This is a genomic window from Pseudomonas sp. ZT5P21 (assembly GCF_054897785.1).
Window position 1 is genome coordinate 592,728 of sequence record NZ_CM142705.1, and the last position, 14,134, is coordinate 606,861.

15 protein-coding genes are annotated in these 14,134 nt (G+C 60.3%); 14 read left to right on the forward strand and 1 reads right to left on the reverse strand.

Annotated elements, in window-relative coordinates; all coding sequences use genetic code 11:
- Positions 1 to 126 precede the first annotated feature (126 nt).
- From gbpA to gspM, 13 genes are all read left to right on the forward strand, one after another.
- On the forward strand, positions 127 to 1,596 hold the full coding sequence (gene gbpA / locus ACYZT9_RS02770; protein ID WP_462008453.1) for an N-acetylglucosamine-binding protein GbpA: 1,470 nt from the start codon (positions 127 to 129) through the stop codon (positions 1,594 to 1,596).
- A gap of 77 nt (positions 1,597 to 1,673) precedes the next feature.
- Positions 1,674 to 2,216 (forward strand): cytochrome b, encoded by a 543-nt coding sequence (locus tag ACYZT9_RS02775; RefSeq protein WP_462008454.1) that lies wholly within the window; start codon positions 1,674 to 1,676, stop codon positions 2,214 to 2,216.
- Positions 2,213 to 2,722 carry a hypothetical protein gene (locus tag ACYZT9_RS02780; RefSeq protein WP_462008455.1) on the forward strand — a complete coding sequence of 170 codons (510 nt, stop codon included), beginning with the start codon at positions 2,213 to 2,215 and terminating at the stop codon, positions 2,720 to 2,722. The genes ACYZT9_RS02775 and ACYZT9_RS02780 overlap by 4 nt, the downstream gene beginning before the upstream one ends.
- A gap of 8 nt (positions 2,723 to 2,730) precedes the next feature.
- A complete protein-coding gene (gene gspD, locus ACYZT9_RS02785) occupies positions 2,731 to 4,659 on the forward strand; it encodes a type II secretion system secretin GspD (protein WP_462008456.1) in 1,929 nt (642 codons plus the stop codon).
- Positions 4,656 to 6,128 carry a type II secretion system ATPase GspE gene (gene gspE / locus ACYZT9_RS02790; protein WP_462008457.1) on the forward strand — a complete coding sequence of 491 codons (1,473 nt, stop codon included), beginning with the start codon at positions 4,656 to 4,658 and terminating at the stop codon, positions 6,126 to 6,128. Before gspD ends, gspE begins: the two co-directional genes overlap by 4 nt.
- Positions 6,129 to 6,131: 3 nt before the next feature.
- A complete protein-coding gene (gene gspF / locus ACYZT9_RS02795) occupies positions 6,132 to 7,340 on the forward strand; it encodes a type II secretion system inner membrane protein GspF (protein ID WP_462008458.1) in 1,209 nt (402 codons plus the stop codon).
- Positions 7,341 to 7,343: 3 nt separating this feature from the next.
- Positions 7,344 to 7,799, forward strand: a complete 456-nt coding sequence (gene gspG, locus ACYZT9_RS02800; protein WP_462008459.1) for a type II secretion system major pseudopilin GspG — start codon at positions 7,344 to 7,346, stop codon at positions 7,797 to 7,799.
- Positions 7,800 to 7,802: 3 nt separating this feature from the next.
- Positions 7,803 to 8,270: a type II secretion system minor pseudopilin GspH gene (gene gspH / locus ACYZT9_RS02805; protein WP_462008460.1), complete on the forward strand. Its 468-nt coding sequence runs from the start codon at positions 7,803 to 7,805 to the stop codon at positions 8,268 to 8,270.
- On the forward strand, positions 8,263 to 8,646 hold the full coding sequence (gspI, locus tag ACYZT9_RS02810; RefSeq protein WP_462008461.1) for a type II secretion system minor pseudopilin GspI: 384 nt from the start codon (positions 8,263 to 8,265) through the stop codon (positions 8,644 to 8,646). Before gspH ends, gspI begins: the two co-directional genes overlap by 8 nt.
- A complete protein-coding gene (locus ACYZT9_RS02815; RefSeq protein ID WP_462008462.1) occupies positions 8,639 to 9,181 on the forward strand; it encodes a type II secretion system protein GspJ in 543 nt (180 codons plus the stop codon). The genes gspI and ACYZT9_RS02815 overlap by 8 nt, the downstream gene beginning before the upstream one ends.
- On the forward strand, positions 9,178 to 10,029 hold the full coding sequence (locus ACYZT9_RS02820; RefSeq protein ID WP_462008463.1) for a type II secretion system protein GspK: 852 nt from the start codon (positions 9,178 to 9,180) through the stop codon (positions 10,027 to 10,029). Before ACYZT9_RS02815 ends, ACYZT9_RS02820 begins: the two co-directional genes overlap by 4 nt.
- Positions 10,026 to 11,132, forward strand: a complete 1,107-nt coding sequence (gene gspL / locus ACYZT9_RS02825; protein WP_462008464.1) for a type II secretion system protein GspL — start codon at positions 10,026 to 10,028, stop codon at positions 11,130 to 11,132. The genes ACYZT9_RS02820 and gspL overlap by 4 nt, the downstream gene beginning before the upstream one ends.
- On the forward strand, positions 11,129 to 11,560 hold the full coding sequence (gene gspM, locus ACYZT9_RS02830; RefSeq protein ID WP_462008465.1) for a type II secretion system protein GspM: 432 nt from the start codon (positions 11,129 to 11,131) through the stop codon (positions 11,558 to 11,560). Before gspL ends, gspM begins: the two co-directional genes overlap by 4 nt.
- A 210-nt stretch (positions 11,561 to 11,770) precedes the next feature.
- Here gspM and ACYZT9_RS02835 read toward each other — a convergent pair whose 3' ends face one another.
- The gene (locus tag ACYZT9_RS02835; RefSeq protein WP_462008466.1) at positions 11,771 to 13,048 is read right to left on the reverse strand and encodes an MFS transporter; all 1,278 of its coding nucleotides are present in this window, start codon (positions 13,046 to 13,048) and stop codon (positions 11,771 to 11,773) included.
- Between the two features lie 118 nt (positions 13,049 to 13,166).
- Here ACYZT9_RS02835 and ACYZT9_RS02840 point away from each other — a divergent pair, with 118 nt between their 5' ends.
- Positions 13,167 to 14,069: a LysR family transcriptional regulator gene (locus tag ACYZT9_RS02840; RefSeq protein WP_462008467.1), complete on the forward strand. Its 903-nt coding sequence runs from the start codon at positions 13,167 to 13,169 to the stop codon at positions 14,067 to 14,069.
- Positions 14,070 to 14,134: the final 65 nt, after the last annotated feature.

A 14,134-nucleotide genomic window follows, 5' to 3' on the forward strand; every position in this document is an offset into this window, starting at 1 on the left:
TACATAGATACTTCTTTCATCCCGGTAAGGTTTCAGACCTTCGTTCTGCGTCATGGCGAACGATATTACGAGCATCGGCGCCAGCACAGGCGCCGTCATTTCGATAAGCAGTCTGGAATACATATCATGAAAAAGACTATTTTTTATAAAGGAAGTGCCGCTAGCGCGTGCACCTCCTCAATGATCCTGTTATCGGCAATTTTGACAACTCAAAGTGTTTCCGCACATGGATTTCTGGAAGTACCACCGTCGCGTGCGCTGCTTTGCCAGAAAGGCTTGAACACCAACTGTGGTGGCGCGCAATACGAACCGCAAAGTGTCGGCGAAACCTTTAAAGGCTTCCCGGCCGGCGTTGGCGGTGCTCCGTTGCAAGGGCCGATTGACGGCAAGATCGCTAGTGGTGGTCACTCGTTGTTTTCCGCAATGGATGCGCAGTCCGCCACTCGCTGGCATCTGAATGAAATCATGAATCGCAACATTGATTTCCAGTGGCGCTACACGGCAGTGCACCCAGCCACCAAACACGAATACTTCATCACCCGTAACGGCTGGAACATGAACGAGTCGCTGAAACGCGCCACGTTCGAAAGCACGCCGTTCTGCACCATCGACGGCGGCAATCAGAAGCCTGTGTCCGGTGCCAAGCACAACTGCAACATCCCGGCAGACAAGTCCGGCCAACATGTCATTCTGGGAATCTGGACCGTCGGCGATACCGATGCAGCGTTTTACAACGCGACAGATGTGAACATCCTTGCCGAAGCGGAGCTTCCAGGTGGCTGGTCCTCCGTAGGCAGCATTGCACCTTCCACCCAGTTGCTGGAAGGCGACAAGGTCAAGGCTCGTGCGTTCTCGGCCAACGGCGAAAGTCCGGACTACAGCGTTGAAATCTCCATTGATTCCGCCGAGCAAGGTTCGCCAAACAACTGGTCGTTCAAGTTGGCAGAAGCCATCAACAAAGCCCATACCCTGATCCGCGCGGGCGTGCGTGATGAAAACGGCACGATCGAACCGGTCAAGGGCAACAACAGCCTGTACGCTCAAAAAGAAAGCGGCGTGATCCGTTACGAAGTTCAGCTGGACATGAAGGAAGACACCGCTGCGCGCATGTCGGTGGCCTCCCAGCAAGCCGAATACGTGCTGGAAAAAGGCCTGGCGAAGGTCGATTTCAGCATGATCTCCAATCGTAAAATGAACGTCGAAGCGACCTTGTTCGATGAGAGCAACAAGCCGGTCGGTTCCACCTCGGCGCAGGCGGAAAGCGGCGTGACAAACCTCGTCATCGACATTCGCAGCAATCCAGGCAAACACACCCTGACACTGGTCGGCACCACTCTGGATGGCCGTACGACCCGCCAGGACACCCAGACCACCAATGTCACCGGTGAAGGCGCTGGCGTAGAGCACGACTTCGTGTTCCCCGAAGGCCTCAGCGAGTACACCGCCGGCACCAAAGTGCTGCAACCGAAGACCAATGAAGTCTTCGAATGCAAGCCATTTCCGGCGTCCGGTTACTGCAAGCAGTACACCCCGACCGCCCATGGATTTGAACCTGGCGTCGGTGAGCACTGGCACATGGCCTGGGACAAAATTTAAGTCCTCCCCGTAACCCTTCAGGCGATCTGCAATAGATCGCCTGAAGGCTCATCTTCTGTTGGCAATTCGAGTCGAACATGACGGTTTTGGGTTACTCCGGGCAGCGCGTATGGCTGCACTGGCTGTCGGCGGCTGTGATCATCTGGACGCTGGCGTCAGGGTTCTATGTGGCCAGTGTCGAAGTGCCTGCCCGGATCAGTCAGTTGGTTGCTTTTATCAATGTGTCGCTGACAACGGTGTTCATCCCGTTTTTTGTCTGGCGCCTCGGTCTTTTTGTCGCTCACGTTCGGCACACGAACTTGAGCGCTTCATCGTTGGAAAAAAAAATCGTCTCCTTCGTCCACACGCTGATCTATCTCACGGTGACAGTCGTGCTGGGCACCGGAGTGTTGATGATGGACCGTCCGATTAACGTGTTCGCAGTGGCCGAAATCCCTCAGCCGCTGAGTGATCCAGCCCTCATCGGTTTATTTCTCACGATTCACGTCTGGTCGTGCCTGTTCCTTTCGCTGCTGATCGCGATGCATGTCGGCGCGGTCGTTGTCCATGAGTTGTGCGGTCACCGCGTGCTACGGCGGATGTCCTGGTGCAGCATTGTTCGAAGTGAATCAATCGAGTGAGCAAGCGCCTGTGCACGCTCTGCCTACTGCTGACAGCCGTCGGTTACACAGCGTTTGTGGCATGGCAGGAATGGGACTTTCGCGAAAGCCTCGCCTCGCCGTTGCCGCTCACTGCGACGGTGCCGACGCCACCGCCCCGGGCGCCCCTCAATACCACAGCGGTCGCAACGGTACTCGGTCTGACGGCTGACACCATGTTGCTACCGAGTGCCGAGCCACTGACCTTGCAGGCCAGTTTTGTCCTTGGCACAGGACTGTCCAAAGCATTGCTGGCAGACGCTCAAGGTTCTCGCATTTACCAGGTGGGGGACCCGTTGCCAGGTGGCAGCGTCCTGCGTCGCGTCGAGGTGAATCAAGCGGTGTTATGGAACAGGGGGCGAGAAGAGGTACTGACGTTGCAGACGTCTTCCGCGCGTCTACTGCGTCCACTCGACTCGCCATCCCCCCCACAGACGCCCATTAGTTCCGCGCGTTTTCTACGCCCTCTTTCCGGGCAGTCAGAGTGATCACACCCATGAACAGCTTCATCGGCGCGCATACCCTGCGCACCTTTCTTTTACTGGCCGCTTTGGCGACGGCGTTCTTTCATGACGCGTTGCGAGCCGAGGAAGAAAAATGGCAGTTGGCAATGAACAATGCCGAGTTGCGCGACATCGTTGAAGAAATCTCGACCATTCTCGGGACCACCGTGGTGCTCGACCCTAGAGTCTCCGGACGCATCACCGTCATGTCCCGCCAGGCCCTTGACCGCGAGGGTGTTCGCCGGTTGTTTTACTCGGTGCTCGACGCCCATAACTTTACGGTGATCGACGAAGGTGACCGCATTCTGATCACGCCAGTCACCGAAGCAAAAACTCGTGCAGGCCAAGGCAACGCAAAAAACATCACGGCGTCGCAGTTCGTCACTCAGGTCATTGAATTGAACACCAGCAGCGCCACCGATATGGCCGGGTTGATCCGGCCATTGGTGTCGGTCAATGGTTACGTCGGCCCGTCGGTGTCGGCCAATGCGCTGGTCGTCACCGATACGGCTGCCAACGTGGGTCGTATTGCCAAGGTCGTGCGTCAGCTGGATTCGGGGCAGAACAATCTGCATGCCGTGGTGCAACTGCGTCACGCCCAGGCCGCGGATGTGGCCACGATCATTGAATCTTCACTGGGCAAACGCACCGCCGATACGGCGATTCAGGTGCTGGCCGATACCCGAACCAACCGCCTGGTCTTCATCGGCCCGCCAGCTGTTCGCCAGCGCTTGCTCGACCTGGCGCGCGGCCTGGACACGCCTGCCACCGCGTCCCTCGACAATGCTCGGGTCATTCGTTTGCGCCACAGCGATGCCAAGCAGTTGGCCGAAGTTCTGGAAGTGATGGGGCAGGGTCGTAAACAGGGATCGTCCCTTGGCGGCGTGAAGGAAAATTCGCCCGGCGCGACGTTCATGATCAAGGCCGACGAGAGCCAGAATGCGCTGGTGCTGATCGCCGAGCCGGCGCAAATCCGCACCATCGAAAACATCGTGCGCCAGCTGGACCAGCCTCGGGCGCAAGTGCTGATCCATGCCGCCATCGTCGAAATCTCCGGGGACATCGCCCAAGCCGTCGGCGTCCAGTGGAGCATCAACAGCGGCGACGCAAAGGGCTTCATCAATTTCCCCGGCACCGACATTCCCATCGTCGGCGGGCTGAGCTTCAGCGATAAAAAATCCGCTCCGGAAGGCGCGATCCTGCAATTGGGCGGTGATCGTTTCGGCGCTTTGATTTCTGCATTGGCCAGCAACACCCACAGCAATCTGCTCTCAACGCCGAGCCTGTTGACCCTGGACAATCAGGAAGCGGAAATCATCGTCGGCCAGAACGTGCCGTTCAAGACAGGCTCCTACGCCACCAACAGCAGCGGCGCGGACAATCCGTTCACCACCGTCGAGCGCAAGGATGTCGGCATCAGCCTGAAGATCAAGCCGTACATCAACGAAGGTTCGACCTTGCGCCTGGAGGTGGAACAGGAAGTGTCGGACGTCGCGCCTTCAGTGTCCGGCATCGATTCTTCCGACCTGATCACCAACAAGCGTGCGCTCAAGAGCACCATCCTGGCCGACGATGGCGAGATCATCGTGATCGGTGGCCTGATCCGCGACAGTGTTCGCACCCAACAAAGCGGCGTGCCGCTGCTGCGCGACATTCCTTACCTGGGCGCGCTGTTTCGCTGGAAGCGGGACACGCAAACCAAAAGCAACCTGATGGTCTTTTTGCGGCCCACCATCGTGCGCAGCAAGGAAGACCTGGCCGACGTGAGCCAGCAGCGTTACAACGCACTGCGCAAGTTGAGTCAGCCAGGCGCGCACGAGAACAATTCGTTGCTGCTGCCGGCAGAATCACGTCAGTTGTTCGATCCGGCCACCGATGCGCCCGTGTTCGATTTGCGCAAGCAGACTCCGGTTACGCCATGAGCGAAAAAATCGAACAGCTGCCTTTTGGGTTCGCTCGGCGTTTCGGCGTTCTCCTGGAAGGCGAGGGGGCCGACATGAGCCTCGTGCTGCGAACCGATACGCCGATGACGGCGCTGTCGGAAGCACGCCGGGTATGCGCTCGGAACCTGCCGATCCGGGTGCTGGATGCCACGGTGTTCGCGGCGCGTCTGGCCGCCGCTTACCGTGAAGGTCAAAGCGCGGCGGAGCAGGTTGCCCAAGGGCTGGATGACGAACTGGACCTGCTCAGTCTGGTCGATCAAGTTCCGCAAACCGCCGACTTGCTGGAGCAGCAGGGCGATGCGCCAATCATCCGGCTGATCAACGCCCTGCTCAGCGAAGCCGTGCGCGAGCATGCCTCAGACGTGCATCTTGAAACCTTCGAGCACTCGCTGTCGGTACGCATGCGGGTCGAAGGGCAGTTGCGCGAAATGCTAAGGCCCCGGCGTGAATTGGCGACGTTGCTGGTGTCGCGGATCAAGGTCATGGCGCGCTTGGACATCGCGGAAAAACGTATTCCTCAGGACGGTCGAATGGCTCTGCGACTGGCCGGACATGAGGTCGATGTGCGCGTCTCGACGTTGCCGTCGGCACATGGCGAACGGGTAGTGCTGCGACTGCTCGATAAACAGGCCGGGCGCCTGGAGTTGCAGCGACTCGGCATGCCTCCCGACACGCTTGAAGCGTTGCGTCAGTTGCTCGGAAAACCTCACGGCATTCTGTTGGTGACCGGCCCCACCGGCTCTGGCAAGACCACCAGTCTGTACGCCGCGCTGAGCAGCCTGAATGACCAGACGCGCAACATTCTGACGGTCGAAGACCCCATCGAATATCACTTGCCGGGTGTGGGGCAGATGCCGGTCAATCCGAAAGTGGACATGACGTTCGCCCGGGGCTTGCGGGCGATTCTTCGTCAGGATCCGGATGTGGTGATGGTCGGCGAGATCCGCGATCGCGAGACGGCGGAAATCGCCGTTCAGGCCTCGCTGACCGGGCACCTGGTGCTCTCGACGTTGCACACCAACAGCGCGGTGGGCGCGGTGACGCGGCTGGTCGACATGGGGGTTGATGCCTACCTGCTGGCGTCATCGCTGGTGGGCATTCTGGCTCAACGTTTACTTCGCACGCTGTGCCTGCATTGCAAGGTGCCGTACCGCGCCGATGCCGCCACGTGTCAGCGCCTTGGGCTCGATGCGGTGGCGCCACCGCAGCTGTTCAGCGCCGTGGGATGTGATGAGTGTCAGCACGGGTATCGCGGGCGAATCGGCATCTACGAGCTGATCAGCGTGACGCCCGCCGTGTCGGCTTTGATTCATCAAGGTGCCGCTGAGCAGGCGTTGGTCGAGGAGGCGCGCAAGGTGTCCTGCAGCCTCTTTCAGGACGGTCGGCAACGGGTACTCGACGGCATGACCAGCCTCGACGAATTACTGCGTGTGACGCAGGAGGACTAACGAGTGCCGACGTTCAATTACCGCGCTGACGATGCCCGGGGCCGGCGCTGCAAGGGCCGACTGGAAGCCGACAGCCCGCGCCACGCCCGACAGCTGATGCGCGAGCGCGGTTTGTGGCCGCGTGAACTGGATGAGGTCAGCGCGGGTGGCGCCGCAGGAGCGCTACCTCGCAGCGGGCGTCTGGGCGCGGCTGAACTGGCGCTGTTGACGCTGCAGTTGTCCACGCTCGTTCAGGCAGGGCTGCCCGTGGAAGAAGCGCTGGAAGCGGTGACCAAACAGAGTGCCAGACGCAAGGTCGCGGGTCTGTTGTCGGCGGTCCGCGGCCGGGTGATGGAAGGGCATGCCCTTTCAACCGCGTTGGGGCAGTTTCCCAAAGCGTTCCCTGAACTGTTTCGCGCCACCGTCGCTGCCGGCGAGCGTTCCGGGCACTTGGGGCAAGTGCTGGAGCAACTGGCGGCTTATACCCAGGCGCGACAGGCATCGCGGCAGAAAATCCAGATGGCCTTGGTGTACCCCTTGATCCTGATGCTGGCCAGTGTGGCGATCGTGGGTTTTCTGCTCGGTTATGTGGTGCCGGACGTGGTGAAAATCTTCGTCGACAGCGGCCAGCCGTTGCCTTGGCTGACTCAGGCGCTGATCGGTTTGAGCGACGGTCTGCGCAACCATTTCCTGTTATTGATGGGCGTGCTGGTGACGCTGTTCGGTCTTTGGCGCTGGAGCTTGCGCCAGCCCATATGGCGCCGGCGTTGGCATCGTCTGGCCTTGAAACTGCCGGTAGCGGGCGACGTGTTGCGGGCGATGGAAGCCGCGAGATTTGCCAGTACCCTGGCGATCCTCGGCAGAAGTGGCGTGCCGCTGGTGGACGCGCTGGAAATTGCCGCCGCCGTCATCGGCAACCTGACCATTCGCGCGCGCATGGTCGATGTCGCCCGCTCCGTACGCGAAGGCGGAACCCTGACCCGGGGCCTGGAACTCAGCGGCGACATCCCGCCGATGATGCTGCACATGATCGCCAGCGGCGAACGCGCGGGCGAACTCGATCACATGCTGGTACGGGCCGCCGAGCAACAGGAAAACAGTCTGGCGGCGCGGATCGCGCTGGTCGTGAGCCTCTTCGAACCGGCCATGCTGGTGCTGATGGGCGGCGTTGTGCTGCTGATCGTCATGGCCATCCTTCTACCGATTCTCAGCCTCAACCAATTGGTGAATTGACCCATGCAACTTCTTCACAGCAACTCACGCCGCGCGCAACGCGGTTTTACCCTGATCGAAATCATGGTGGTGGTCGTGATCATCGGCGTGCTGGGGGCCATTGTGGTGCCGCAGTTCATGAGCCGGCCCGATCAGGCCAAAGTTACCGCGGCAAAAATTGATATCCAGGCCATCGCCACGGCCCTGGAAATGTACCGCCTCGACAACTTCCAATATCCCTCGACGCAACAAGGGTTGGAAGCCTTGAGCAATCGACCTTCGGGCCTGCCGACGGCGCGGAACTGGAACCCTCAGGGTTACCTGAAAAACCTGCCGGTCGACCCGTGGGGCACGCCCTATCAGTTTCTGAATCCCGGTGTACAGGCGATCGACGGCAGCTACGACTTGTATTCCCTGGGCTCCGATGGCGTGGTGGGCGGTGAAGGACATGCGGCCGATATCGGCAACCGGAGCGACTGATTCATGCGTCAGCGTTGCCGAGGATTTACCTTGCTCGAGTTGATGATCGTGATCGTTGTTATCGGCGTGCTGCTGGGCATGGTGAGTTTTGTCGTCGGGCCGAATCCGTTGCGTCAGGCCCGGCAGGAAGCGCTCGGGATGGCGGGCATGATTCAACAGTTGCGTGAGCGGGCGGTGCTGGATGGCGAGGAGTACGGCCTGCGGCTCAGTGACAGCGGTTACCGCGCAATGCGGCTCGATGCTCAAGGCTGGGAGCCGGTCGCTGCGATTTACAAGTGGCCCGAAACCTTGCGGCTAAGCCTTGAGCAGGATGGGCATTCCCTGATTCTGGGAGCCGATGAAGGACCGCCGCAACTGTTGATGCTCAGCAGCGATGAGACCAGCGCCTTCACGCTGACGTTCGCTACTCGAGACAGCACGCTCTTGAGTCTTTCGAGCGATGGTATTGGCGAGGCGGTAATTGATGGTTAAGGGCCTGTCGCGGACACGCATGCGCGGTTTCACTCTGCTGGAAATCATGGTGGCCCTGGCGGTCTTCTCGACGCTGGCGGCGGCCGTGCTGTCGGCGAGCCAATACGTGTTGAAGCAGACCGGCGCGGTCGAGGAACGACTCTTCGCCACCTGGTTGGCCGATAACCATTTGAATGAACTGCGCCTGCAGCCGGGGTTGACCCTCGGCCAACAGCAGCACGTGGTCCACATGGATCGCCGCGACTGGCTGCTGCGCCAGCACATCAACGCGTCGACTGACCCGCGGCTGCTTAGGGTCGACGTTGACGTCAGCCTTTCCGGTCGCGAGCACACCCTGCATCGCGCCAGTGGCTGGATACCCGATCGTCATGAATAGGCAAACCGGCTTCACCTTGCTGGAACTGGTGATCGCTCTGGCGATATTCGCCTTGCTCGGCCTGGCCAGTTGGGGCTTGTTCGATGGCGTCGTGCGCGCGCAGCAGGGTACGACGGCCCACGAACGTGAATTTCGTAGCCTGCAACGGGCGGTGGCGGTGATCGAGCGGGACTTGATGCAGGTCACCGAACAGCCTGTCGTCTTCCAGCAAACACTGCTGCAGTTGCAGCGCAGCCACTGGCGCAATCCTCTGGACCAACCCCGCAGCGAGCGTCAAACCCTGACGTACCGACTCGACAACGGTGTGCTGTGGCGTGAAAGCCAGGGTGAGGGCACGCCCTTCATGCAGCGGCAAAAACTGCTCGACGATGTTCGGGACTTGAGCTGGCGTTTGTTTGACCGTCAATCCGGCTGGCGTAGCGAGTGGCCGTCCGGGCGAGACGCGCCGACACCGCTGGCCGTGGAACTGCACGTGTCGGTGGGCCGTTTCGAGGCGATCCGTCGGGTGTTGCTGTTACCGGGCGCGTTGCCATGAGCGGGCATCAACGGGGTATTGCGTTGATCAGTGTGTTGCTGGTCATGAGCCTGGCGTTGTTGATTACGAACGGCATGCTGCGCAGTCATCGTCTGTCGTTGCAAAGCAGCGGGCAAGCGGTGCATCACGTTTACTTGCGCCAACTCGCGGTTGCCGGGGAAACCTGGGCGCTTTTGCAGCTACAAGACGCTGCGCGGGCTACGCAAAAAACGGTCGACCTGACCCAGGACTGGGCGCGGATGGCGCCCGACTTCGACATCGAGGGTGCACAACTACGCGTCGATATCGAAGACCTCGCCGGGCGGTTCAATCTCAATTCATTGTTGACCCAAGGCCAGATAGATCAGGTCACCCTCAATCGTTGGGGACGCTTGCTCGACTTGCTCGATCTTCCACCGCTGCCGCTGAGTCAGGTCGGCGCATTACAGGAACTGAGTCAGCTGCGCCTGCTGCCCGGTGTTGACGGTCAGCTGTTGCGTCAACTGGAGCCATGGGTCGCGCTGCTGCCTGCAGATGCCGCGCTGAACATCAACACTGCACCGGCGCAGGTATTGAGGATGCTCGATGGCGTGGAAGCGACGACGGCCGACGCATTGGTCCGTCAGCGTTCAATGACTGCGTGGGCGAGCGTTCAGGCCTTTACCCAGGACCCGCTGCTCTCCGGCGCAGGCCTGAGCAGCCATGGGCTGGGAACCGCAAGCCGCTGGTTCCGGATCACGGTGCAAGTCATTCAGGGGCAGAGCCGTTTGCGCCTGGCCACTGATGTCGAGCGCGACCCCGACACGCACCAATTCAAGATCCTGCAACGACGTCTTCTTCCTTCGAGTACCCATGAGATGCCGCGATGAACACCTGGCTTTATCTGACCGCCGAGGGCCTGGCCGAACCGTCGACCGACTGGCCGTGCTGCCTGTGGTCTTCGACCGGCCAACGCCAGCTCATGCCATTGAATCAAGCTGCGCAGGCGCTGAACGGGCAAACGGTCGATCTGCTATTGCCCATGGAATTGTGCAGTTGGGTCCGTAGTGATCCGTGGCCTTCCAGGCGCCACCCCGGCGCACACGCCATCGCGTTTGCTGTCGAAGATCAACTGAGTGACGCGCTGGAGAACCTGCATCTGGGCATTGGCGCTCGCGACCGGGAAGGGTGCTACCCGGTGATGGTGATTGGTCGAGAGCGATTCGCCGCTGTGCTCGCGCTGCTGGCTGAATCGGGCGTTGGCGTCCGTTCTGTCTTTGTCGATGCCGATGTGTTGCCCGGCGTTCAGGCGGTCGTCGTCCGGTGGTTCGGGCGATGGCTGATCGGCGGCGGGATGCCGGCCCGCGTGGCGGTGTCGGATGACGGACTGACCTCGCTCAGACCGGCATTGCCCCCGGATATCCGATGGATCGACGAGCGCCACGACGCGGTTGATGTCGACCAGTGCCGGACACTTCGGCACTCACAGGCCATCAATCTGCTGCAAGGCGCATTCGCCCCGCGTGGCGGAGGTCTACCCTGGCGTTTCGTTGGCTGGGCGTTACTGATGCTGTTGCTGCTGACCTGGGGCGCCAGCGCCACGCGAATCCATTTTCTCGAGGGTGAAACCCGTCGGCTCTACAGCCAGAACGAGCAGCGGTTCAAGGCGCTTTACCCTGACCAGAGCCGTATCGTAGACCTGGCGACGCAGCTCAAAGTGCTGCAAAGCCAGACCGCTGAACCGGAGAAAACACGTATTGCAGGTTTGGTGAGTTTGGTCGAGCAGGTCATCGGCGCGAGTCATGTCGAGGTCCGGCGTATTGAATTTCGTGCGGGCGACGGCTGGAAAGTCCAGCTGACCGCCAACAGTTTTGCCGAGCTTGAGCAACTGCGTGAACGCGGACGGCAGCAAGGTGTGCCGGTCAGGCTCGACAGTGCGAGCAAAGAGCGCAACCGCGTGCAGGCGACATTGGCCGTGGAGGACAACACATGACGCTTGTCTGGCAACGCCTGTCCATTCGTGAGCAACGACTGTTGCTGGTTGTTGGTGTGTTTTTGTTGGTCGTCGCGGTGTTCAGCCTGATCTGGCAACCGAGTCTTCAGCGTCTGGAAGCTGTCGAGCGCCGGTATCAACAGCAACTGGCTCTGGCTGCGCAGCTGCAACGGGCGCAACCTCGAAGCAGCGTTGCGGTCGTTGCTGAGCAGCCCTTGTCGTTGCGTATCAGTGAAAGCGTTGCGGCGGTGGGGCTTGAACTGCATCAGATGGAGGCTGACAACGATCTGTTGCGACTGACCCTCAGTGGTGAGGCGAAGACACTGTTGCAGTGGCTGGACCGGGTCGAGCGTGATGGGGCTGCGGTGCAATCGTTGACGCTGGAAAAGCGTGATGCGGTGCTTGAGGCGCGGGTGGTGCTCAGGTAGTTGCGCTTGGCAGGTTTTTTTTGGTGTACATATCCGTTTCTGCGGTAACGGCCGCTTAGGGTTGCGCCCTTACGGCGGGTCACTTGGAAGAGCCCCAAGTAACCAAGGGGCAAAAGCGCTTGGTTACTCGGCGCTTTTCCAAGTGACCCGCCGTAAGGGCGCAACCAATATCAGCCATCACCAAAAAACGGATATACACCCAATTCCACGCTAAACCGATGCAGCCCCAGGCAACAACGGCAACTTCGCCAGTTTCAACGCAATCAACAACGCCACCACCAGCAACGCGCCAATAAACAACCCGATCCCGTTCCACCCACCCAGGTGCCAGAACACCCCTCCCGCCGTGCCGGCAATGCTCGACCCGGCGTAATAGCTGAACAGGTAAAGCGACGATGCCTGCCCCTTGGCTTTGGTGGCACGGCGGCCGATCCAGCTACTTGCTACCGAGTGCGCACCGAAGAAGCCGAAGGTGAAAATCAGCATACCGATGATTACAACCGGCAGTGGCGTAAACATCGTCAGGGCGAGGCCGGCGAGCATCAGCACGATGGTGGCCCAGAGCACCCGGCGTCGGCCCAGTTTGTCCGCCAGTGCACCGATCTTCGCCGAGCTGTAGATACCCGACAGGTACACCACCGAAAGCAGCCCGACAAAGGCCTGGTCCATGTGATACGGCTCGGCGAGCAGGCGATAGCCGATGTAGTTGAACAGCGTGACGAACGCGCCCATCAGCACAAAGGCTTCGAGGAACAACAGCGGCAGGCCGGCATCGCGAAAGTGCATGGTGAAGCCATCGATCAAGCTGCGCGGGTGCAGCGAGCGTGCGCGGAAGTTGCGCGATTCGGGGAGGATTTTCCAGAACACCGCCGCTGCGATCAGCGCCAGTCCGCCGATCACCAGCATCGCCGTGTGCCAGCTGACGAAGTCGATCAACACCCCGGTAATCAAGCGTCCGCACATTCCGCCAATCGCGTTGCCGCCGATGTACAGACCCATCGCCAGGCCGATGTGTTGCGGATGGATCTCTTCGCTCAGGAACGTCATGGCGACCGCCGCCAGGCCACTCAACGACAAGCCAATCAGCGCGCGCATCACCAACACGCCGTGCCAGCTCGGCATCATGGAGCTGGCGATGGTGCACAGCGCCGCGGCAAACAGCGCCGTCACCATCACCGGTTTGCGTCCGACTCGGTCGGATATCGGGCCAGTGATTAGCAAGCCGATGGCGAGCATGCCGGTGGCCACCGAAAGAATCAGGCTGCTCTGCGCCGCGTTGATCGAATACTCGTTGGACAGCAGCGGCATCATTGGTTGTACGCAGTAGAGCAGTGCGAAGGTCGCGAAGCCGCCAGAGAACAAGGCCAGCACCGTGCGCATGAACATCGGCGTGCCTTTTTCGATGTAGATTTCCTTGAGCTCGGCGACAACTTCGTCCAGCGCGGCGGGCGGAACTTCATGGGCGAGTGGGGCGACAGCAGTTTTCACTTCAGACCTCGGGGCAGGCAGCCGGTCAGGCAATGAAAAAAGCATATAGCTGCCTAATGATTCAATCCAATATATTGTTCGACCTGTTTAAGAGGTTTTACGACCTAATGGAGTTTTCATGGAATTGCGTCATCTGCGCTACTTCATCGCCGTCGCCGAAGAACTGCACTTCGGCCGCGCCGCCCAGGTGCTGGGCATCTCGCAACCGCCGTTGAGTCAGCAGATTCAGGCGCTGGAGCAGGAGGTGGGTGCGCGGCTTTTCGAGCGAACCAATCGTCGGGTCGAGCTGAGTGAGGCCGGTCGGCTGTTTCTGGAAGAGGCGCGATTGGTGCTGGCGCAGGTTGATAAAGCGGCTGATGTGGCGCGACGGGCACAGCTCGGTGAACTGGGTGAATTGAAGATTGGCTTCACTTCGTCGGCACCTTTCAACTCGACCATTCCTCAGGCGATTTTTTCGTTTCGCCAGCGCTTTCCCGCGGTGCATTTGAACCTGCGGGAAATGAGCAGCACCCAAGTGGCCGATGCGCTGATGGACGAGTCGATCGAGGTCGGGATCATGCGGCCGTTGGGGTTACCGGACTCACTCAGCGTGGTGGAACTGATGCGTGAGCCGCTGGTGGCCGTGCTCAGCTCCAAGCATCCGTTGGTGCAGGACAGTGAAGCGGGATTGTTTCTGTCGGCATTGGCACTCGAACCGTTCGTGTTTTTCCCACGCAGTTATGGCAGTGGTCTGTATGCGCAATTGCTCAGCCTGGCGCGGGATGCCGGTTTCAGCCCGCACTTCGCGCAAGAGGCGGGGGAAGCGATGACCATCATCGGTCTGGTGGCGGCGGGGTTGGGGGTGTCGGTGCTGCCGGCGTCTTATCAGCGGATGCGGATTGATGGCGTGGTTTATCGGCCGTTGCTTGATCCTGACGCGGTTTCTGCGGTGTGGCTGGTGCAGCGTAAGGATCAGAAGTCGCCGATGGCCAAGGCGTTTGTGGAGTTGTTGACGCGCAAGGTTGAGCCATTGAAATCCTGACGGCTTCGCCGTCAATCGCGGGCAAGCCCGCTCCCACAGAGTTAAGCGGTGTGAACACGTTTGTT